This is a genomic window from Prosthecobacter vanneervenii (genome assembly GCF_014203095.1).
Lineage (GTDB): Bacteria > Verrucomicrobiota > Verrucomicrobiia > Verrucomicrobiales > Verrucomicrobiaceae > Prosthecobacter > Prosthecobacter vanneervenii.
Genome location: NZ_JACHIG010000010.1, coordinates 81,767 through 101,540, shown reverse-complemented (window position 1 = coordinate 101,540; position 19,774 = coordinate 81,767). Strand labels below are relative to the sequence as shown.

The 19,774-nt window shown below is 59.6% G+C and carries 21 protein-coding genes; 15 read left to right on the top strand and 6 right to left on the bottom strand.

Translation table 11 applies throughout. The features are described from left to right. Window position 1: 1 nt before the first annotated feature. The 8 genes from HNQ65_RS20405 to HNQ65_RS20365 all read left to right on the top strand — a co-directional run bounded on the left by HNQ65_RS20405 (window position 2) and on the right by HNQ65_RS20365 (window position 6,969). A complete protein-coding gene (locus tag HNQ65_RS20405; protein WP_184342462.1) occupies window positions 2-805 on the top strand; it encodes a carboxypeptidase regulatory-like domain-containing protein in 804 nt (267 codons plus the stop codon). A 20-nt stretch (window positions 806-825) separates the two neighbouring features. Continuing rightward, complete coding sequence (locus HNQ65_RS20400; RefSeq protein WP_184342460.1) at window positions 826-2,778, top strand: cytochrome c oxidase subunit I; 1,953 nt, start codon at window positions 826-828, stop codon at window positions 2,776-2,778. Between the two features lie 36 nt (window positions 2,779-2,814). Beyond that, the gene (locus HNQ65_RS26730) at window positions 2,815-4,164 is read left to right on the top strand and encodes a cytochrome c oxidase subunit 3 (RefSeq protein WP_246438488.1); all 1,350 of its coding nucleotides are present in this window, start codon (window positions 2,815-2,817) and stop codon (window positions 4,162-4,164) included. Between the two features lie 21 nt (window positions 4,165-4,185). Continuing rightward, complete coding sequence (locus HNQ65_RS20385; protein ID WP_184342458.1) at window positions 4,186-4,518, top strand: cytochrome C oxidase subunit IV family protein; 333 nt, start codon at window positions 4,186-4,188, stop codon at window positions 4,516-4,518. A 26-nt stretch (window positions 4,519-4,544) separates the two neighbouring features. Further along, window positions 4,545-4,751, top strand: coding sequence for a hypothetical protein (locus HNQ65_RS20380; RefSeq protein ID WP_184342456.1), 207 nt, complete (start codon window positions 4,545-4,547; stop codon window positions 4,749-4,751). Between the two features lie 3 nt (window positions 4,752-4,754). Continuing rightward, the gene (locus HNQ65_RS20375; RefSeq protein WP_184342454.1) at window positions 4,755-4,955 is read left to right on the top strand and encodes a hypothetical protein; all 201 of its coding nucleotides are present in this window, start codon (window positions 4,755-4,757) and stop codon (window positions 4,953-4,955) included. Window positions 4,956-4,982: 27 nt separating this feature from the next. Next, window positions 4,983-5,795 (top strand): cytochrome c oxidase subunit II, encoded by an 813-nt coding sequence (locus HNQ65_RS20370; protein ID WP_184342452.1) that lies wholly within the window; start codon window positions 4,983-4,985, stop codon window positions 5,793-5,795. A 100-nt stretch (window positions 5,796-5,895) separates the two neighbouring features. After that, the gene (locus HNQ65_RS20365; RefSeq protein ID WP_184342450.1) at window positions 5,896-6,969 is read left to right on the top strand and encodes a COX15/CtaA family protein; all 1,074 of its coding nucleotides are present in this window, start codon (window positions 5,896-5,898) and stop codon (window positions 6,967-6,969) included. 12 nt (window positions 6,970-6,981) lie between these two features. On the opposite strand, the gene HNQ65_RS20360 is transcribed toward HNQ65_RS20365, so the two are convergent. After that, the gene (locus tag HNQ65_RS20360) at window positions 6,982-10,269 is read right to left on the bottom strand and encodes a serine/threonine-protein kinase (protein ID WP_184342448.1); all 3,288 of its coding nucleotides are present in this window, start codon (window positions 10,267-10,269) and stop codon (window positions 6,982-6,984) included. A 97-nt stretch (window positions 10,270-10,366) separates the two neighbouring features. Continuing rightward, the gene (locus HNQ65_RS20355) at window positions 10,367-11,653 is read right to left on the bottom strand and encodes an SGNH/GDSL hydrolase family protein (RefSeq protein WP_184342446.1); all 1,287 of its coding nucleotides are present in this window, start codon (window positions 11,651-11,653) and stop codon (window positions 10,367-10,369) included. Between the two features lie 46 nt (window positions 11,654-11,699). Between HNQ65_RS20355 and HNQ65_RS20350 the strand changes: the two genes are divergently transcribed. The 7 genes from HNQ65_RS20350 to HNQ65_RS20320 all read left to right on the top strand — a co-directional run bounded on the left by HNQ65_RS20350 (window position 11,700) and on the right by HNQ65_RS20320 (window position 15,585). Then, on the top strand, window positions 11,700-12,719 hold the full coding sequence (locus tag HNQ65_RS20350; protein ID WP_184342444.1) for a dihydrodipicolinate synthase family protein: 1,020 nt from the start codon (window positions 11,700-11,702) through the stop codon (window positions 12,717-12,719). Window positions 12,720-12,792: 73 nt separating this feature from the next. Next, window positions 12,793-13,287 carry a hypothetical protein gene (locus tag HNQ65_RS20345; protein ID WP_184342442.1) on the top strand — a complete coding sequence of 165 codons (495 nt, stop codon included), beginning with the start codon at window positions 12,793-12,795 and terminating at the stop codon, window positions 13,285-13,287. A 3-nt stretch (window positions 13,288-13,290) separates the two neighbouring features. Then, the gene (locus tag HNQ65_RS20340; RefSeq protein ID WP_184342440.1) at window positions 13,291-13,974 is read left to right on the top strand and encodes a DUF6794 domain-containing protein; all 684 of its coding nucleotides are present in this window, start codon (window positions 13,291-13,293) and stop codon (window positions 13,972-13,974) included. A gap of 86 nt (window positions 13,975-14,060) precedes the next feature. Next, a complete protein-coding gene (locus HNQ65_RS20335; RefSeq protein ID WP_184342438.1) occupies window positions 14,061-14,462 on the top strand; it encodes a hypothetical protein in 402 nt (133 codons plus the stop codon). 21 nt (window positions 14,463-14,483) lie between these two features. Further along, window positions 14,484-14,741: a hypothetical protein gene (locus tag HNQ65_RS20330; RefSeq protein WP_184342436.1), complete on the top strand. Its 258-nt coding sequence runs from the start codon at window positions 14,484-14,486 to the stop codon at window positions 14,739-14,741. Between the two features lie 61 nt (window positions 14,742-14,802). Then, window positions 14,803-15,144 (top strand): S24/S26 family peptidase, encoded by a 342-nt coding sequence (locus HNQ65_RS20325; RefSeq protein WP_184342434.1) that lies wholly within the window; start codon window positions 14,803-14,805, stop codon window positions 15,142-15,144. Window positions 15,145-15,168: 24 nt separating this feature from the next. Next, window positions 15,169-15,585: a hypothetical protein gene (locus HNQ65_RS20320; RefSeq protein ID WP_184342432.1), complete on the top strand. Its 417-nt coding sequence runs from the start codon at window positions 15,169-15,171 to the stop codon at window positions 15,583-15,585. On the opposite strand, the gene HNQ65_RS20315 is transcribed toward HNQ65_RS20320, so the two are convergent. The 4 genes from HNQ65_RS20315 to HNQ65_RS20300 all read right to left on the bottom strand — a co-directional run bounded on the left by HNQ65_RS20315 (window position 15,576) and on the right by HNQ65_RS20300 (window position 19,720). Further along, window positions 15,576-16,862: an NlpC/P60 family protein gene (locus HNQ65_RS20315; RefSeq protein WP_184342430.1), complete on the bottom strand. Its 1,287-nt coding sequence runs from the start codon at window positions 16,860-16,862 to the stop codon at window positions 15,576-15,578. The two genes, HNQ65_RS20320 and HNQ65_RS20315, sit on opposite strands and share 10 nt — an antisense overlap. A 207-nt stretch (window positions 16,863-17,069) precedes the next feature. Beyond that, a complete protein-coding gene (locus tag HNQ65_RS20310) occupies window positions 17,070-17,972 on the bottom strand; it encodes an EamA family transporter (protein WP_184342427.1) in 903 nt (300 codons plus the stop codon). A gap of 8 nt (window positions 17,973-17,980) precedes the next feature. Continuing rightward, the gene (locus tag HNQ65_RS20305) at window positions 17,981-18,928 is read right to left on the bottom strand and encodes an AEC family transporter (RefSeq protein ID WP_184342425.1); all 948 of its coding nucleotides are present in this window, start codon (window positions 18,926-18,928) and stop codon (window positions 17,981-17,983) included. 114 nt (window positions 18,929-19,042) lie between these two features. Beyond that, window positions 19,043-19,720, bottom strand: a complete 678-nt coding sequence (locus HNQ65_RS20300) for a tetratricopeptide repeat protein (protein WP_184342423.1) — start codon at window positions 19,718-19,720, stop codon at window positions 19,043-19,045. Window positions 19,721-19,774: the final 54 nt, after the last annotated feature.

Here is a 19,774-nt window from a genome sequence, read left to right as displayed (position 1 = left end):
GATGACCCGTGTGAAGCATACCGTCTCCCGCCAGGCAGCCAGCGCTGCCTTCGGAGTCGTCATGCTGATCGCGAATGTAAGCTGCGGCAAAGCGCCTGAGGCGGCTGCTCAGGCAGAGCTCTCCCCTGCTGTCGAGATCGCTGAAACCCCGAGCATCTCAGGGAAGGTGACCCTGAAGGGAGCCGATGCCGCCAAGCTTCAGAAGATCGTGGACGTCGGTGGCAATCCGTTTTGTACCGGCCATGGCGACATTGCCGATCCCACATGGAAGGTCTCTCCTGACGGAGCGCTTGCCGATGCCGTGATCACCGTGCGTGGCAGCCAGCGTGCCAGCAATGCCTCCGCAGCTCCGCTCATCGACCAGACCAAGTGCGAATTCGTCCCGCATACTGTGTCCATCCAGCCCGGCCAGACAGTACGCTTCCACAACAGCGATCTTACCTTCCACAACATCCGCGTGGCTCGCTATGAAGGGCGGGGAAAAACCGCCAATATCGACAATTTTGGCCAGCCTTCCCGTGGGGATGAAAACGTAAAAGCCTTCAACGCTCCTGGCATCTACCGCTTGGAGTGCGATGTGCACCGCTGGATGAACGCATGGGTGTTCGTTCACGAAGGTGCCCACAGCGCTGTCTCGTCCGCAGATGGCCGCTTCTCCATTTCCAGAGCCTTGGCCGACGGCGATTACGTTGTCGAAGCCTGGCACCCGCAGTTCCCGCAAACCATCACCCACACCGTCACAGTCCGTGATGGCAAAGCCACGGCTGATTTCGAATTCGACTTCGCCAAGGCCCACACCCTCTGATACCCTTTAGATTCTAAGCTATGAGCGCCGCCACTACACACGATCACGCCCACGGTCACTCGCATGACGATCACGGGCACCATGAACAAGGCTTCATCTCGAAGTACATTTTCTCCTGTGATCATAAGACCATCGGTCTTCAGTATGGCCTCTCGGGGTTGATCTTCCTGCTCTTCGGCTTCTTCCTCATGCTCCTCATGCGCTGGAGCATCGCCTATCCGGGCGTCCCGGTCCCCGGTGTGGACTTCATCCGCTCCCTGCCTGTCGCTAGCGGTATCTTTGAAGGCATGTTTGGCCGCTGGCTCAATGCAGACGGCTCCCTCAATGGCGAGCTCTACAACATGCTCGGCGCCATGCACGGCACCATCATGGTGTTCTTCGGCATTGTGCCCCTCGGCTTCGCCGCCTTCGGCAACTTTGTGATGCCGCTGCAGATCGGCACCATCGACATGGCCTTCCCCCGCCTGAACATGGCCAGCTACTGGCTGTTCTTCATCAGCGGCGTGCTCATGTTCTACAGCTTCTTCGTCGGCACCGGCCCGGTGCAGACCGGTTGGACAATGTATTCCCCCCTGGCCTCCACCGCCAACATCGGTGTGACCAGCATCTGGAATCACGGCCATACCTGGTGGCTGAGCGCGATGGTGTTCAACATCTCCGCCTCCCTCCTCGGCTCTGTCAATTTCATCGCCACCATCATCAACCTGCGCACCAAGGGCCTGGGTTGGATGAAGATGCCCTTCTTCTGCTGGGCCATGTTCGTCACCGCCTTCCTGCTCCTGCTGGCCTTCCCGCCTCTCGAAGTGGCGGCCATCCTGCAGCTTTCTGACCGCGTGTTCGGCTCCTCCTTCTACCTTCCCACCGGCCTGATGGAAGGTGGCAAGCATCTCGACATCTCTGGCGGTGGCAGCCCTCTCCTCTACCAGCACCTCTTTTGGTTCCTGGCCCATCCTGAGGTGTACGTTCTCATCCTTCCGGCCTTCGCCATCCTGACGGACGTCATTCCTTGCAATGCCCGCCGTCCTCTCTGGGGCTACAAGTCCATGGTGTACTCCGTGCTCACCCTCGGCTTCCTGAGCTTCCTGGTCTGGGCCCACCACATGTACCTCACCGGCATGGGCACCATGATGTCCACCTACTTCCAGATCACCACGGTCATGATCTCGGTGCCGTCTGTGATCCTTCTCACCTGCTTGATGATCTCCCTCTGGGGCGGCTCCATCCGCTTCAATACACAGATGCTCTTCGCCTCCGCCTTCCTGCCCATGTTCGGTATCGGTGGTCTGACAGGTCTGCCGCTGGCCTTCTCGTTCATCGACCTCGCCATGCATGACACCTATTACGTGATCGGTCACTTCCACTACGTGGTGGCTCCGGGCACGATCTTCGCCCTCTTCGCAGGTGTCTATCACTGGTTCCCGAAATTCACCGGCCGTTTCATGAACGACACCCTGGGCAAGCTGCACTTCTGGCCTTCCCTTCTCGGCATGAACCTCGTGTTCGCCCCCATGTTCATTCAGGGTATGGCCGGCTTCCACCGCCGCTGGTATGATGGCGGCAAGTACTTCGAAAACACCTCCGGCTTCAGCAACTGGTCCACCAAGCTGACGCACGAGATCGGTTCCGTCTTCGGTCTGAACATCCCGGACAACATGCTCTCCCTGAACATCGTCATGTCCGTTGGCGCCTTCATCCTCGCCCTCGGCCAGATCCCGTTCATCATCAACTTCTGGTTCAGCCTCAAAGGCGGCAAGAAGTCGACCAGCGACAATCCCTGGAACGCCACCACTCTGGAATGGGCTACCCCCACTCCTCCTCCGCACGGCAACTTCCTGTTCGACCCCGTCGCTCATCGTGGCCCGTATGAGTACAGCGTTCCCGGCCATCCTACGGACTTCTATCCTCAGTGGGAATCCGAGCCCGGCAAACCCGAGACCAAGCCTGCCGCCGACAAGGTGCTCGCTCATCACTAATCCGCGAACTACCAACCGCGCACCGCGACTACTTCAATGGACATCCCCTACACCGTTCACGCCCGTCCAGACACCGGTCTTTACAATGCCAAGATCGGCATCTGGCTCTTCCTGGCCTCGGAAGTCATGCTCTTCGGCGGCCTGTTCTCCGCGTACATCTTCCTCCGCGTCGGTGCCGACTATCCCTGGCCGGTTCACGATCTTGACGTGACCCTCGGTTTCGTCAACACCGTGGTGCTCATCGCCTCCTCCGTGACCGTCGTCATGGCTTGGGCCATGCTCAAGCTGCGCAAGTTCGGTCTCTACCGCCTCAACATGGCCATCACCGTGATCTGCGCGGCAGTGTTCATGTTCAACAAGAGCCTCGAGTACAAGGCCAAGTTTGCCCATTATGCCGTGAAGCTCACGGACGGCACTCTCCTCACCGGCCATCTTCCCCATGGTTATCAGGTGAAGTTTGAAGGCATCACCGAGCTGAACATCAGCATCCCTCTGAAGCAGAGCGCCGTGTCAGCCGACCCCGTTGGTTATGTGGTGCCCTTCATTGAAGGCGGAGCCGCGAAGTTCAAAACCGAAGACGGCAAGGAAATCTCCTTGGACGCTGCCTCCTTCGGTGCCCTCAAAGCAGAGGCTGTCAAAAAAGCTAATGCGGACAAGAAGAGCCAGGCCACCATCAAGCTGACCGCCACCTCTCCTTTCAAGGTTGCTGCCAAGCCCTCCGAGATCTTTGGTTACACCGACAGCACCATCACCTTCCGTGACGGCACCACCGCCACCGGCAAGCTGGCGGACGATAAGATGACCCTGGAAGTGGACGGTGTGGATGCCCGCGGCGTTGCCCAGTCTGAGAAATCACTCGCTTTCGATCACCGTTATCTTGGTGAGGCTTGGCAGAAGGCCTTCATCGCCAACCGCGACCACCACTTCGAAGAGTTCGCCAAGAATTACCCGACCCGCGACAAGAACCGCTCCGCCACCCTGCAGAAAGAAGCCCTCTTCTTCAAGCTGCACTCCGCCACTCCCCCGGCTGCTGGTGAAGGCCATGGCGACAAGCACGGCGCTGAAGCCCATGCTCCTGCCGAAGGTCACGGAGACGCACATGCCCACCACCCCACGGTGGTCCTTGAAAAGAAGGACATCACCTTCTTCTCCAACTTCACTCCAAAGCTGAACACCTACTACGCCATTTACTTCACCCTGACAGGCCTTCACGGCCTTCACGTGGTCGCTGGTGCTCTGGTCCTGCTCTACTTCCTGGTTTTTGATGGCAAGCGCCTGCGTCAGGACCCTGAGCACCTCGCCAATCGCGTTGAAGTCGGCGGCCTGTTCTGGCACTTCGTCGATCTCGTGTGGATCTTCCTCTTCCCGCTTCTGTATCTCCTGTAAAATCTCTACCTTCCATCTGCCATGGCCGACAACGTCGAAGAAATCCAGAAGTCGATCAAAAAGTACTTCATCATCGGGGGGCTTTTGATCGCCCTTTCAGCCGCTACGGTGGGGCTGTCCTACGTGGAGCTGCCCACACACGGTCAGAACATCCTGCTCGGCATGATCCTGGCCACCTTCAAGGCAGCTCTCGTGGCGCTGATCTTCATGCACCTTAATCACGAGCGCAGCATCATTTACAAGATCCTCGCCTTCACGGTGGTGTTTGCAGTCGTGCTCTTCGCCCTTTTCATCTTCTCCCACGAAGATCCTCTCACTTTCTCCGGCTTCTACACGCCGGCCGACCAGTTGTAATTCTGAGCCTGCACGCCCTCACGGCCATGTCCCTCAAGCACTTCCACATCGTCTTTCTCGTCTTCGCCATTCTGTGCGATGCCGCGTTCTGGATGTGGATGCATTTCATGCCTGAGGAAGCCGCCAATGCGGGCGCTGCAGGTTTGAAGAACTACGCCGGTCTGCTCTGCCTGGGCCTGATCGCCTACGGCGTGTGGTATCTGGTCAAAAAAATGCGCACCATCATTGTCTGAGCCATGATCATCGCGCCTTCATCCTCCATCCTCGCCTGCGCCACCTGCATGGCTGACAAAGGCAGCCTCATTGGCCAGGCCCAGGGCTTCGCCATTCTCTTCATGCTGATTGTGCTGGCCTTCATGTTCGCCTGCGCTGCCTGCATCGTGTACACCATGGTGCGCCGCCAGCGCACCCATTCGCAGCTCGAAGCCACCGCCTGATTTCCCCCCTCCCTCCTTTAGCTCCCTATGTCATTTTCACTCGATTCCATCAACACCCTGATCGGCCAGACTCCGAACGCCTCCGAACACGGCGGGCTCGTTGACCACATGCTGGGCTTTGTGCACTGGTTCATGCTCGTTCTGGGCGTCGGCTGGTCCATCTACCTCGCCATCACATTCTACCGTTTCCGTCAGAAGAAGACCGCCAAGGCCGACTATCAGGGTTTCCGTGGCCATGCCACCACCCATATCGAAATCGGTGTCATCATCGTGGAGGCCATCCTTCTGCTCGGTTTTGCCTTCCCCCTCTGGTCCCGCCAGGCCGATGAATATCCCACATCCCCCGACACGGTCCGCATGCGCGCCCTCGGCGAAAAGTTCCTTTGGAACTTCCAGTATCCTGGCAACGACTCCCTTCTGAGCACTTGGGACCTCCGCAATGTGGACGGCGCCACCAATACCATGGGCAAGGATCTCCATGATCCGAACGGCAAGGATGACTTCGTCAACCCCGGCACCATGAAGCTGCCTGTCGGCCGCCCGGTGATCGTCGATGTGGCCAGCAAGGACGTGATTCACAATCTCGCACTGGTCCCCATGCGCGCCGCGCAGGACGCCACTCCTGGCGTGAAGGCCCACATGTGGTTCAAGCCCGTCAAAGAAGGCAGCTGGGACATCATCTGCGGCCAGCTTTGCGGCCCAGGCCACGCCCAGATGAAAGCCATCCTGGAAGTGATTCCTTCCGCTGAATACGACGCATGGGCCAAGGAGCAGTCCGCTGGCGCACTCAAAAAGACCACGGAAGCTGAGGCAGCCGCTCCGAAAGCAGCCGCTCATTAATTTTCCATCCCTCCGGATGGCATAACCCAAGGGCAAAATAATGACCTCATTATTTTGCCCTTTTGCTTTTGCCACACGTTTCTGATTTGCCCTCCACACCATGCCCTCCCGCGCTTTTCACCGTTATGCCCTCTTCACGCTCGCTGTGGGAATAGTGTTGGTATGGTGGGGAGCTGCGGTGACTTCGAAAGATGTGGGCTTGGCTGTGCCTGACTGGCCGCTGTGCTATGGCAAGATCAACCCGGAAGGCTGGTACAAAGTGCCTGCCCTACTGCTTGAACACGGGCATCGCTGGATAGGCATGATCATTGGATGCCTGGCACTGGGCATGTACTTTTGGCAGTTTTTCAAATCCAAGCCTTCTCTTGTGGAGGCTGCGAGTATCATTCTCTGTGGCATCGGCTTTTTCATCCTGATCAAGCTGCGCGTTTATTCTGTCGCAGGAATGATCGTTTTTCTTGGCTTCACTTGGCTTGGACTGACTTGGTTTGGTAGAAAGTGGGTGCTTCTGCGCGGACTGACTACGCTTTGCCTTATGCTTGTAATGATACAGGCTGCACTTGGAGGAGCTAGAGTTCAGGAAATGTCCAATGCGTTTGGTATCGTGCACGGGACTCTTGGTCAGATATTCTATTGTACTCTCGTCTTCATCGCCTATGCCTCCTCACGCACTTGGACGGAGGGGCGGCTGGTCCTCACGGTCAAAGAGGCGGCGCAGGCGCGCTGGCTCTCGCTCCTGCTGTTTCTGGCGGTGTTTGGCCAGCTCGTTCTAGGGGCCAGCCTGCGCCACACCCAGCGCACCCATCTGGCCGCCAGCGACATCCTCACCACCAAAGGCCACTGGCTGCCCCCTTATGAGCCTGCGGATGTCTTTCTGCTCTTCGCTCACAAATACTGGGGCTTCACCGTCGCGCTCCTCATCCTCTTTGTGGCCTCGCGTGCACGGCGCTGGCTCGTCACCCTGCCGCAGATGCGCCCGGTGGCCACGCTGCTCCTTTTCATGCCCACCGTGCAGGTGGCGCTTGGTATTTTCGTCATCCTTACCGGCAAGAGTTTCTGGGTCACCAATTTCCATGTGCTCAATGGTCTCGCTCTCCTGGCCCTCACCAGTCTCCTCGTGGCCACCTTCTGGGGAGATCGCCTCAGCCGTAGCGCGATTGCGGAAGAAACCTGACGCTGCTCGAAATCACACCCCCTGCTGCTTCGCACTCATGCTCAGCTTGGGCGTGTTTGGCACATGAGCTGGTGGCTGGTCAAACTCGGTGAGCTTCTGACGCCACTCGGCGGCCTTGGCGGTGTTGCCTGTGACCTCGCTGAACTGGACCAGCCGCAGAATCGCAGCGCGCAGATGGTGCCGCTGCTCTTTCGGCAGGGTGCTCGTCTCGGCGCTGAGCCCATGGTAGCCCGAATGCAGCAGCGTTCCCGCTTCTGAAAAAGACTTTTGCTGCACCAACACTTCGCCCAGCAGGCTTTCGATGTTGTAGCGCATCCACGTTTCTGCCTGCGGTTTTTGCTCCAGGTACAGTTCCAGGCAGTGGCGCAGCAGGGGCTCTGCTTTCGCATGCTGGCTCATCTGTACCCAGAGTGCACTCAGATCCGCCGCTGCGGCCGCCACGGCGGCAGGGTCTTCAGGAGTGCGTTTGCGCTGCAGCTCCAGCACCTGCGTATAGAGAGCCTCCGCCTCCGTCAGTCGGCCCGCGTGTTGGAGGGTTGCCGCCAGGCCTGCCATGGTGGCTAGAGTCTCGGCATCACTCACACCCAGCACCCGCTGCTGGATCTGCAGCAGTTCGGAGTACATTTTTTCCGCCTGTGCATGGTCGCCATGGCGGTCGTGCACCGATGCCACGGCGCGCATCTGCGTCAGCGTGTCCGGATCTCCGGGCCCGTAGGCCGTTTTCATGATGTCCAGCATCTCCAGCTGCAGCACCATCGCGCGTGCATGCTGGCCGTCGGCATCCAGAGATGCTGCCAGTTGTTTCATCGTGCGCAGGGTCGTGGCATCCGTGGAGCCCAGACTGCGCAGCCGCATGCTCAGCGCCTCTTTCCTCAGTTTCACAGCTTCCCCGTGTCGGCCATGGTTGTCATAGACCTGGGAGACCGTGTCCATCTGCGCGAGGATCTCCGGGTGCTCCGGCGGAAAGGCCGTCTTCATGATCTCCAGCACTTGAGCCTGGGCACTCTCGCACTCCGCCTGCCGTCCCTGGGCTTCAAATTCGTCGGCCAGATATCGCATGGAAGACCAGGTTTGCGGATGCTTCAGCCCCAGCACGCGCCGCTTGGCGTCCAGTCCTTGGTGGTGCATTCTTAAAGCCTCCGCGTGTCGGCCGCGGCGCCCCAGCAGCAGAGCAGCCTGATCCATCTGCACCAGCGTGTCCGGGTGCTCGGCGCCTAGCGTTTGCTTCATGATGTCCAGTGCCTGGAAATACAGTTTCTCGGCATCGGAGGGCATGCCCCCTTTCTCGCTGGCCTGTGCGGTGATGTTCATCGTCACCAGCGTGCGAGGATCCGTTGGGCCCAGGACGCGACGGGTCCCCTCCAGCTGCTCCTCACGCTTCTTCAGGGCCTCGGCATGGCGGCCCTGCAATGTGTAGGACTGCGCCAGCTGGCCCAGCGTGGCAAAGGTGTCCAGGTGATCCGGCCCAAGCACACGCTTCTGCACTTGATACAGGCCCAGCAGCAGTGTTTCAGAATCCGCATGCTTGTCCTGGGCATCGCACACGGCCGCGAGAATGGTGATGGTCACAAACGTGTCTGGATGATCAGGGCCCAGGGCTTTTTGCTGGGCTGTCAGCGTCCTGCGCAGCAGTGTCTCTGCATCTGCATAGCGGCCCTCTGCCTGCATGGCCTCCGCCAGCTCGCGCATGGTGCGCAGGGTCTCGCGGTTACTGCCGCCGAGCGCCAGCAGGCGCTTCTCCAGCGCTCCCTCCAGCTGCTTCTGGGCATCCAGCGGCTGGGAGAGCGCCAGATAGGTCAGGCCGAGGGTTTCCTGCACTTTCGCCCCCGCCTCGGGATTGTCCGCCAGCGTGTCCAGACGATCCACGGCACTGTCCAGCATCTGCTTCACCAGTGTGGTATCTTTGCCCTTCACGTTTTCCTGGGTCAAAGAGCCAAACATCTCCTGCAGAAAGCGGGAGGTCATGGAGTGGGATTCACCTCGCTGCCGGGTCGCCACCGCCACCTTTTCCTTTTTTTGCTCGAGCAGCAGCCACCCTGCCAGCAGCGTGCCGGCTGTCAGCAGCAGCACCAGAACAGCCGCCAGGGCAAAGAGGCCGCGGTGCTCGCTGATGAAGCTGCCAAAAGCCGTGCCTTGGACGGTTGGCTGCTGCTCTTCCTTGGCCGCAGCGTCTTTCAGATAGGCCATGAAGTCATTCTCCAGCACCTCCAGTGAGGAGTAGCGGTTCTCAGGCCGCTTCTCCAGCGTGCGCATCACGATCCAGTCAAAGTGCTCCGCAAGCAGGTCGGGATAAGTGGCCGGGTCTGCCTTCCGGCCCAGCGCCACGCCCGCGATCTGCGCCCTGGGCAGCGCGCGCAGGCATTCCGAGGGCTTGAGGGGTGGGGTCTCGCAGACCAGGCGCTTCACCTCATCCACATGCTCGGCGGCATCTTTTGGCGTGGGAATGGGCAGGCGCCCAGTGATCAGCTCGTAAAGCAGCATGCCCAGGGCGTAGATGTCGCTCCGTGCATCCAGGTTGTGCTTTGTGACATGTTCAGGGCTGAGGTACGCGGCGGCTGTGCGCAGCTGCCCGTTGGGACAAAGCAGGGAGTAATCCATCGCCTTGGCGATCCCAAAATCCGCGACCTTGACCATTGGCTCGCCTTGGTCCCCCCACTTCACCAGCAGATTGGACGGCTTTAGGTCGCCATGTACCACGCCTCTCTGGTGGGCATTGTGCACCGCGTCGCATACCTGGATGAAAAGGCGTACACGCGCCAGCAGGGAGAGCTTCTGGTCATCGCAAAAGTGGGTGATCGGCGACCCATGCAGCAGCTCCGTCACCAGGTAGGGCCTGCCCCCCGGCGTCATGCCGCAGGCATGCGGGCGCGCGATTGCGGGATGGTCCAGCAGCGCCAGCGAGTGCTTCTGCGCCTCGTAGCGGATCAGGAAGTCATTCGCGGCGGCGGCGACGATCTTGATGGCCACAAACTCCGCCACCCGCTGGTTCCGCTCCGCCATCCAGAGGGTGCTGCACACATCCTCGTCGATGATCTGCAGCAGCCGGTAGGGTCCGATCATGTCGCCAGGCTTTTCCTCGACCATGCCTGGGCTGGGAGCCTTGGATATGCGGATGCCCCGTGTCCGGCGCTGCCGTCCCGGCAGGGAGCTCGTATGATTGCGCAGCCGGTCCCAGACCTCATTCCACAAAGCCGTGTCATTCCCACAGGCTCCTGTGAGGAAGATATGGCGTTCGATGTGGTTGGCACGCTGGAGAGCCTCATTAAGAAGCTGCTCGACGCGTGCAGGGTCTGAGTTCATAGGAAGCCGGGCATATTATGATTTTCATAATCTGCGCGCTGCCCTCCCTATGGGGTATTGAATGAGGCTTTAAACGCCTCTTAACCCTGCTTCACCGCTATTTCAGCATTTCGCCCACCAGCAGGATTGCCCCGGGGTAGAAGCAGGTGCCTGCAAACCGCTCTGGCTTGTCGATCTTGTTGCCGTTCTTCGCCAGGATGGCAGCCTTGTCCAGCTCCTTGGCGTCGATCACGATCTTCACCGTGTGCACCTTGTCTTCCAGATCCGTGCCCACCACCAGCGTGGCCAGCCGGTGATAGGTGCAGTAGGCATCGATGCGCGGCATAAAGCTCGCCGGCTTGTCATCCAGCGTCACGCTCACCTGACCGCAGTCCGGGCCTACGATGTCATAGATGGCGCAGCGGGTGCCCTTAAACTGGAAGGTGATCGTGTCTCCGGGCTGGCTGCCTTTGTGCAGCGCCGTCATGCGGTTGGCCCAGCGCTTGCCAAAGTCATCCGTCTTGGAATCCAGCAGCTTGAAGCCAGGAGACAGCGTAGCTGCGGTGATCGGCAGCAGCTTGGCCTGCTCGTAGTTCGTGGCGATGAAGGGCGCACCAAGCGCATGCGGGCCGGTCTTCTTCGACGCCGCAATGATGGACTGCTGGGAACGCACGATGGCCTCCAGATAAAGCTCATGCCCCGTCTCCACATGCGGGTGCACACTGTCCGGGGCGAAAACAAATTTCCCTTCCAGCGCCTTCTTCTCCTCGTCCGTCTTCGGCAGCTTGGCCTTCCACACCAGCTTGCCTTCCTTGGCTAGCTTGGCCACCTCCATGCCCATGTGGATGGTCGGGATGCCGTAGTGATCCGCGATCTTCTCCATCGCACTCGCGGAGCGCTGGAACTTGCCCTCCAGCATCGCAGGCACCAGCGCCTCGGTGATCGTATAGACAAAGCAGATGTCGCAGTCTGGCAGCGCCTTCCACGTCTGGCGCACGATGCCTTCCATGCAGCGGAAGATCTGTTCCGGCGCGGCCCCGCCGTCATTTACGGCAAACTCCACAAACAGAAGGTCCGGCTTCTGATCCAGCACATCCTGCTTCAGTCGGAACACCCCCAGGTCTGACCCCGTGCCACCGATCGCCGCATTGATCTCGCTGAACTTCGCCTGCGGATATGTCTTCTGGAAATACGCCAGCGTCTTCGGCCGCCACCCGTTCTGCGCGGTGATCGAGCCGCCGAGGTAGCCGATCTTCACCTCTGCACCCGCCTTGTTCGCCTTCGCAAAGAAGTTCGGCAGCCCTGCACGCGGGTGGCACTCCTGCGCAGGCACCAGCGGAAACTCATCCGCAGCATGAAGAGCAGTGGCGACGGCAAAAAGCGAAAACAGAAGATGGCGCAGCATGAGGAGAGATGAAAGGTTGAGCCGTCAGCATGCGAAGCAAAACAGCATGAACAACTTCGACTTTCGCCACACGCTCCAGCACGGCATCGCCATCCCCGCCCATCCGCTCGCGCTCACCACGCGGAGAAAGCTCGACGAGCGCCGTCAGCGCGCCTTGGCCCGCTACTATATCGCCGCCGGAGTCGGCGGCCTCGCCGTCGGCGTGCACACCACCCAGTTCGCCATCCGCGATCCCAAGTTCGGCCTCTTCAAACCCGTGCTCGAACTCGCCAAGGAAGAGATGGACCGCGCTCCCGGCCCCCTCGTGCGCATCGGCGGCATCTGCGGTGCCACACCGCAGGCCGTGGCGGAGGCCGAGCTGCTGCGCGGTCTCGGCTACCACGCCGGACTCCTCAGCCTCGGCGCGCTGCGCACCGCCACGGAAGATGAAATGATCGCCCACTGCCGCGCCGTCGCGCAGGTGCTGCCCGTCGTCGGCTTCTACCTCCAGCCCAGTGTCGGCGGTCGTGTGCTGCCCTACTCTTTCTGGCGACGCTTCGCCGAGATCGAAAACATCGTCGCCATCAAGATGGCCCCCTTCAATCGCTACCAGACCCTCGATGTCGTTCGCGCCGTCATCGAGTCCGGACGCGATGACATCGCCCTCTACACCGGCAACGACGACAACATCGTCGCCGACTTCCTCACGCCCTATCGTGTGGGCAGCAAAGAGCGCCGCATCGTCGGCGGTCTGCTTGGCCACTGGTCCGTCTGGACCCACCGCGCCGTGCAGCTTTTGGAACAGTGCCGCAACGCCGAAGCCACCTCCGCCCTCCTCCGCCTCGGCATCGAAGTCACCGACTCCAACGCCGCCTTCTTCGACTCTGCCAACGCCTTCCACGGCTGCATCGCCGGCCTCCACGAAGTCCTCCGCCGCCAGGGCCTCCTCGAAGGCCTCTGGTGCCTCGACGAACACGAATCCCTCAGCCCCGGCCAGATGGAAGAGATCGACCGCGTCTATGCCGCCTACCCACATCTGAACGACGATGCTTTCGTGGCTGAGCATCGGGATGAGTGGCTGAGGTGAGAACGTGATATATACGGGCATTCAAATCACGCGTTCTGTAAACTTTTTCGCACAGTCCAGTTCAATATCGTTCATGCACTCTTTGCCCGGCAGGGTCATCATGTTCTGCGGAACCCATCGAGGTGAAGCGTCAGATTGCGTCGAGTGGGCGTTGGAGGCTCTGTGCCAGGGCTACGATTCGCCGTCACTGCGGATTCTCGCGGGTCTTATCCCACCGTTCACTACCTTTGAGGTTCGTGATTATGCCATGAAGGCTCTACGAGAGTTGGATATATCCATTCCAGTCGGGGCTGCTGCCATTTCCGCCTATGCCAAAGACCTTGTCTTAGAGATTGTGGTTCAACCATCATTGATGCAGGAACCTCTTCGACTGTTATGTGATTTGTGCATAGCTGAAGATTATCAGCAAGACCTTTACGACTTCTATCTCCTCCGCTGGGCCTACGATGACTTGCAGCAGGAGCCTGTTCAGTGGTATTGGAATGGTGCTGATCGATCCAATATCCACCAGATCATTCTTGAAAGATGTCACGCTTGGTTAGTGGAGCACAATGCAAAGGCGACTTAGCTTATGAAGCGCATCACCACTCTCATTTTTCTACTGGTTGCCGGCAGCCAGTTGTTTGCCGATGAGAAGAAGGCAGCACCAGAAAAGCAGCCTGCTCAAGTGCAGGCAAAGAAGGCGGAGATGCCACCTCCAAAGACTCTGGTAGAAGCGCATCAGCAGTTGGAAAAATTGCTTCCAAAGGATGAGCTGGCGAAGATTGACGCCATGAAGGCTGAAGATGAAATGATCGAGTACCATTTCGGACTTGGCATGTGGATGCGGAACGAGTGGGGTCTTTGGGGAGGTGGGCCGTTGGCGCAGTACATGAACAAGCTCGGATTTCTTCATCCCGATGACATGTCCGGCGTCATTTTGGAGACCTTTTGGTGCCAGCGGCACAACAAGGATTTCCGCCTGAAAGAGCGGGCTGCTTATAATGAGGCCTACTGGAAGGCTGCAGCAAACCCTCCTGCAACAGCCAAAGATCCTAAAGACGGTTCGAAAGTGGAATGGAACATGTCATTTGGAGCCGGTGATGACAAAAGCCCTCGACAGATCCATGTCGGCAAAAGCAAGAAGACCGGACGTTGGCTGGCCTACGAGCACGACAAAGGTGTTTATGAACCGGACGCAGCTCTCTTGAAGCGCATCAAAGACAGCGAAAGTTCAAATCCTTTTGGCCCATATGAGAAGCCGATCAGTAAGTAGCCCAGGACGAAAGTGCCTCTCTCCATGAAGCTGTCGGTGAACAATGCGGCACACCGTCTAACCGAAACCCGTTCAACTACACTATTATGCCAGCCGGAATGGACCATCCAGAACTCGGGGCAATAGCCTTCGGCGTCACCAAGCTGGTGGGATACTGCGTTGCCGCCCACCTGATCTCAAAGTGTTACAAGAAGAATCCATCCCAGTGGTTCGTGATTGGGATGACTCGGACGATTATTGGAATCGCCTTTGGCTATCCGTACGTGCACATGATCACACCTGCACTGGGTAGTCCTCTTTTCCTGCTTGGACTGATACCGCTGCGCATGATCGAATGGCTCTTGCTCATCATGCTTTTCTACGACCGGCGATTGAACAACAGACGGCGTGCTTTGGCCGTGAGCATCACCTGGATGATCTGGTCCTTTGTGCTCGATATACCCGCAATCGCCGGTTGGTTTGTCATCGGTGGGTTCTGGATTTGTTGACGGCAGCAAACGATCTTTGGCATGAAGCGCATTTTCCAAGAAATCGATATTCATATCCTTTACATCCAATGCTTCCTTTTGCTTGGGGTGGCTGTTCTCCCGCATCGGACATGGGCCTTGCTCATTCTGGTCATTATTCCGCAGGGGCTAATTCTCACGCGGGCTTTCATCGACTACCCGGCTTTCAAACAGCCCGCCGCTGGGTACGTGATCGTAAACGAAGCCGTTGTTGTGGCTTCTGTGGCCACCTGTCTCATGCTCTGGCGGACGATTGGCTGAATTTGAACATGTGAAAGTTCATAAGGTGCCATAACCATCTCTCTCATACATCAAAGCACCTATGGGCTGGGTCAATGAAGCACTCGAACAACTGTCCGCCGGACAGGACGCGCACATTCGCCCTCAAGGCGGCTCCATGCGGGGCCGGATTGAGAGCGGAGATCTGGTCACGCTGTCTCCGGTGGATGCGCGTGAGGTGAAGGTCGATGACGTGGTGCTCGTGCAGTGGCAGCGCAGCTACCTGCTGCATCTGGTGCGGGAGATTCGCGGCGACGAGTTTCTGATCGGCAATAACCTGGGAAAGATCAACGGCTGGGTCAAAGCACAAGCTGTTCGCGGCCGTGTGGTCAGCGTGGTGCATGATGCTTCTGTCTCCCCTGACTCAGACTTTAGCACTGTTTGAAGCTTAGGCATCACCATCCATCTCGTGAACGAAAACCAACAACCTATTCCGCACGGACTCGATATGCTCTCTCGATTAGACGAGACGCGGGTGCACTTCCTCTGGCATTTCGACTGGTGGGATGGTCCATTGCATGGGTTGGCAGAGTATGATGGCCAAAAGGCATGGTTCGTATTCCACGACATGGATGAGCTTGGTCGTCACTACTATTATCGGCTTTACCTCCTCACTGATGCACAGGCTGCTGAAGCGGAGTTGTGGTACGCGACTCGGGGCACGTACGACGCCGCGACGCAGCGCTGGCTTGGCAGGGACGAAGTTCGTCATGATTCCTCATGGGTTGGTCCAGATGTTTCCGCTCGGCAGCCTATTGGCTGGTTTGCTGACGGCTCTAACTCGGACTTTTATGGCATCCAGGTTATTCGTAACTCTCACTGCTGAAAAAACCTTCTCACCGAACTCACCGCGCGGTCCACTCTCTGCTCAAAAGCACTCTTCGGCGGAGCCGCAGGTGTGCGACGGCGGGTGCTTGAGGACGCCACCGTGGTGCTGCGTTTCTTGGTTGTCGCAGCTTTGGGCTTGGAGGTGGTGGAGGTCTTGGGAGGGGCATCGGCCTTGGTCTCAACGACGGTGGCCTTCTTGGTCGCAGATTCCGTTGGTGTGTCGGTGGTGACGGCCACAGCCTTGCGGACTTCTTCCTTGGGCTCAGCCGGTTCTTTCGCCACAGCGACCTGCGAGTCTTTCGATGCAGACGTTTTCGGAGTCACAGATGAAACCGCTTTGGGCGACGGTGTTTCTTTGGCCACGGCAGTCTCTTTCACCACCGGTGTCTGCTTGGCCAAAGGCGCAGGCGCTGGTGGCTGTGTCACCGCCGCGATCACCGGCCGCTCAGGCTCGGCGGGCTTCGGCTCAGGCGGCAGCAGTCCCGGAGACGGGCCGTAGGCGTAGAAGTGCTTGGTGCTGCCGGGCTGGGGCAGGCTGAAGTCAAAGACGCTCACGCCGCTGCGGCGCTCGCCCATGTAGCTGCGGCCGTCACTGGAGCCGAAGACGATGCGCTTGCCGGTCTTCTTGAGCTTGCCCAGATACACCATCACGTGCGTCACGGGCAGCTTGCGCGTGGTCTCGGTGGGGCTGGTCCAGAAGAGCAGGTCGCCAGGCTTGAGCGCGGCGAACTCCTCGCTGTCAAAGCTGGTGGCCGTGGGCGTGAGGTGGAGCTGGGATTTTTTGTCCACCCAGTTGCACATCTCATCAGATTGGCGCGGCACATCCTTCAGGCCTTGGAAATGCAGCACGTGGTAGATGGTGCCGGAGCAGTCCATGCCGCCCTTGCTCGGTTCATGCGAGCCATAGAGATAGCCCAGCTCCAGATGCGTGAGAGCGAGGCAGCTTTGCACCAGGCTCTGGATCTGCTTGGGGTAATGCTCAAAGCCGCGGATGTCTTCGATGCTGAGCGTGGAGACCAGCGCATGCGTCGGCGTGGCGGCGGCTTCATCATCATCCGCCTGGGCTTTGGTGGCATCTTTGTCCTTGGCGTCGGTTTTCGCCGCTGTGGACTTCGCGGGAGCAGAATCGCTGTCCGTGTCAGACTTCTTCGCGGCGGTGCTGTGCCCGGCGGCGCTTTGTTTTTTCTTGGTGGTGGACGTGGTGGCCGCGAGCAGCGGAGCACCCGTCCAGACTGCCAGCCACACGACCAGCAGGAGGCGCAGTGACGTTTGCATGAGATTCGGGGATTTGAGGGTGAACGACGGCAGGTTAGACGCCTCAGGCGGCGAAAGTGATCAAATCATTTCCCGAGACTACGCCTGGCACGGGATAAAAGTAGCCCAGTTCCTGTGGAACTGGTATGCGCTCCGCAGCATTCACATCACACGGATTTTCAAAGCGTTGCTGTTTGGCAAGCCCTCACCAGTGGCGCAGCAGCATGGCTACTTGTGCATCCGCGAGATCACCGCACAGATCACCCCGGTCATCATCAGAAGTGCTGCCACGACACGGATGCCGTAGGCTTTGCCAGACTCATGCCGTTCGCGATTTCCCAGCAGAGGCCCCAGCACTGCCACCACCGCCAGGCTCCACATGCCGCGCGTGGCATACACCACGTTCACACCCACGGCGTCATTGAAATACGCCAGCGAGAGACCCAGGGTCATCGACTGCGCGGCGATGAGCGTGCTGCCGCCGAGCGACCACTGCGTGGCGCGGTTCCAGGGAATCGGCGGGCGTTTGGGCAGCAGTGTCATGGACAGCAGCGAGAGCACGCCGGTCGTGGCGGAGAGGATTGCCAGAAAGGTTTTCGGGCCAAAGGCGGGCGCCCATTTTTGCAGAAACACATCGGCAAAGGCAAAGAGCGCCGCGCTGATCAGCGCCATCACCACCGGCCCCGCGAGTCGCGCGCCCTTCGGGGTTTTGAAATCGGTGGCGCTCATGAGGAAGATGCCCCCCGTGGTGATGATGGCGGCCACCCACATCAGCGGCTTCATGCTGCCCGCGATGAAGAGGCTGGCCCCGAGCGCGACGAACACCACCTTGGACCCCAGCACTGGAGTCACCAGTGAGACATCCCCGCGCTGCATGGCGATGAAGGTGAACCATCCGCCGATGAAAAACAGCGCCCCCAGGACGACGGGCACATACCACAAATTCCAGGTGACAGGCTGCGTCTCCAGGAAGACGAGCGGGCAAAACGCCAGCGTGCTCGTCCAGTTGTTGATGTGAAAGCACGCCATCGGGTGCGCGCCCTCCACCAGCGCTTTTTTCAGCAGCAGAGAGGCGATGGCGTAGCCGATGGCCGCCACGAGAGGAAAGAGAAGATACCAGGGGAGAGTCATGGAATGATTCACGCTCCGACAAACCGCAGCCCCCACGCGATCACGAGCGGTGTGGTGACACAGCTGACGATGGTGGTGGCCATCACGACCTGCACGGCGGTAGGCGCATGACCTCCGTAAAGACGCGCGATCATGATGTTAAACACCGCCGAGGGCATGGCCCCCTGCACGACAATCACACGCTTTAGCTCCACGCTCACCGGCATGTACCGTGCCGCCAGCAGAAAGGCGATGGGGATGACGCCCAGGCGCAGGATAGGGCTCACGATAGCCACCTTCCACTGCATGGCTCCCTGGCCCCACAGGTCCGCGATGGACGCGCCGATGAGCAGCACGGCCAGCGGCACCGCGCAGGCGCCCAGCATCTCGAAGGTGTTATGTGCCACCAGTGGCACATGCGCATGCAGCCCCGTGAAGTTCAGCATCAGCGAGGTCAGGATGGTGATCACCGGCGCGTTCAGCGCCAACCGCCACGGCGCCTTGCCCAGGCCAGTAAGGAGCCCGACACCGACCGTCCAGCAGGCCAGTTCCACACCGAGCGTGAAGGTGAAAAGTACGCCGATCGTGCCTTGGTCCGGAAACAGCGCCTTGACGATGGGGATGGCCACAAAGCCGTAATTCTGCAGCCCGCAGGCCACGCTAAAGGTACGGCGGCCCTCTCCCTTCTTCAGCCCGATCAGCGGTGCCACGAGGTAGGTGAAAGCAATGCCCAGCGCCACCAGCGCATAGCCCAGCCCGGCGGCCAGCAGCACCGGCGTCAGGCGCATCACGGCGGGATTTCCCACCACGCGCTCGATGATGAGCGCCGGCGTCAGCATCATCACCGAGAGCTTCATCAGGCTCACATCCGCCTCTGGCTTTAGCAGTCCCGTGCGCCGCGCCAGCGCCCCGGCGCCCATCGTCAAATAGACGGGCACGGCCACAGAGAGGATGCTGAGGTAGTCGAGGTTGGCCATGGCGCGTTGCGGGGTGCCTTGAGCTAGGCGGTGTTCGGCCCCCGCGCAAGTCCCAGCGGGCCGCAGAGCGCCCCGGGCACACAATCGTATGTGTATTATTCTATTCCCGCGCCCTCACTCCCACCCACGGATCTTCACATGCACCTGCGCCACGCGGCCCATGTAGTGGTCCATGGCATAATCCTTCGCGGCCTTGAGCATGTGCTCCTTCGCCTTGTCGTTTTCGCCGATGGCCTCGTAGTAGAGGCCGAGATACAGATGGGCGTAGCAGCGGTGGTTGCGCAGGTTTTCGCCTTCGCCAGCCTCGGCGGCCTTCAGCACCGCCTCCTCGCTGCCCTTGCCCGCAAAGAGCTCGTGCACCTCCTTCATGGGGATGCGGCTGTCTCCCTCGATGGGGATGAAGACCTTTCTCGCAGCCTCCACGCCTTCACTGCGGGCGATGCACAGGAAATGCCACGCCGCATTTTCCACATCGTTCCCGTTCACCGTCTGGTGCACCTCAAACTGCTCGCGCCCGCCTTTGAAATCCCCCGCATAATACTGCGCCAGACCACGCTGCCAGAGCTGCGGCTTGGCCTCCGGCACCAGCGCGATCAGTTGGTCAAACGCCGCCACAGATTCCTTCGGCTTCGCCGCAAAGAAGAGATCCACCCCCTGGCGGAAGAGCTCATTCGGAGAAGCCGCCGCCTTTCCAGCCTCCTTCTCTGGCGCAGGCTGCTGCTGCGCATATGCGGCAGCGCTCAGACTTATCAGGAGAAACAAGGACAGCGGCAGGGAGCGGAGAGAATGCATGAGGTAGATGGGAAAGGATAAACGCAGTCAGGAGGGAAAATGTCGCTTCAGCAC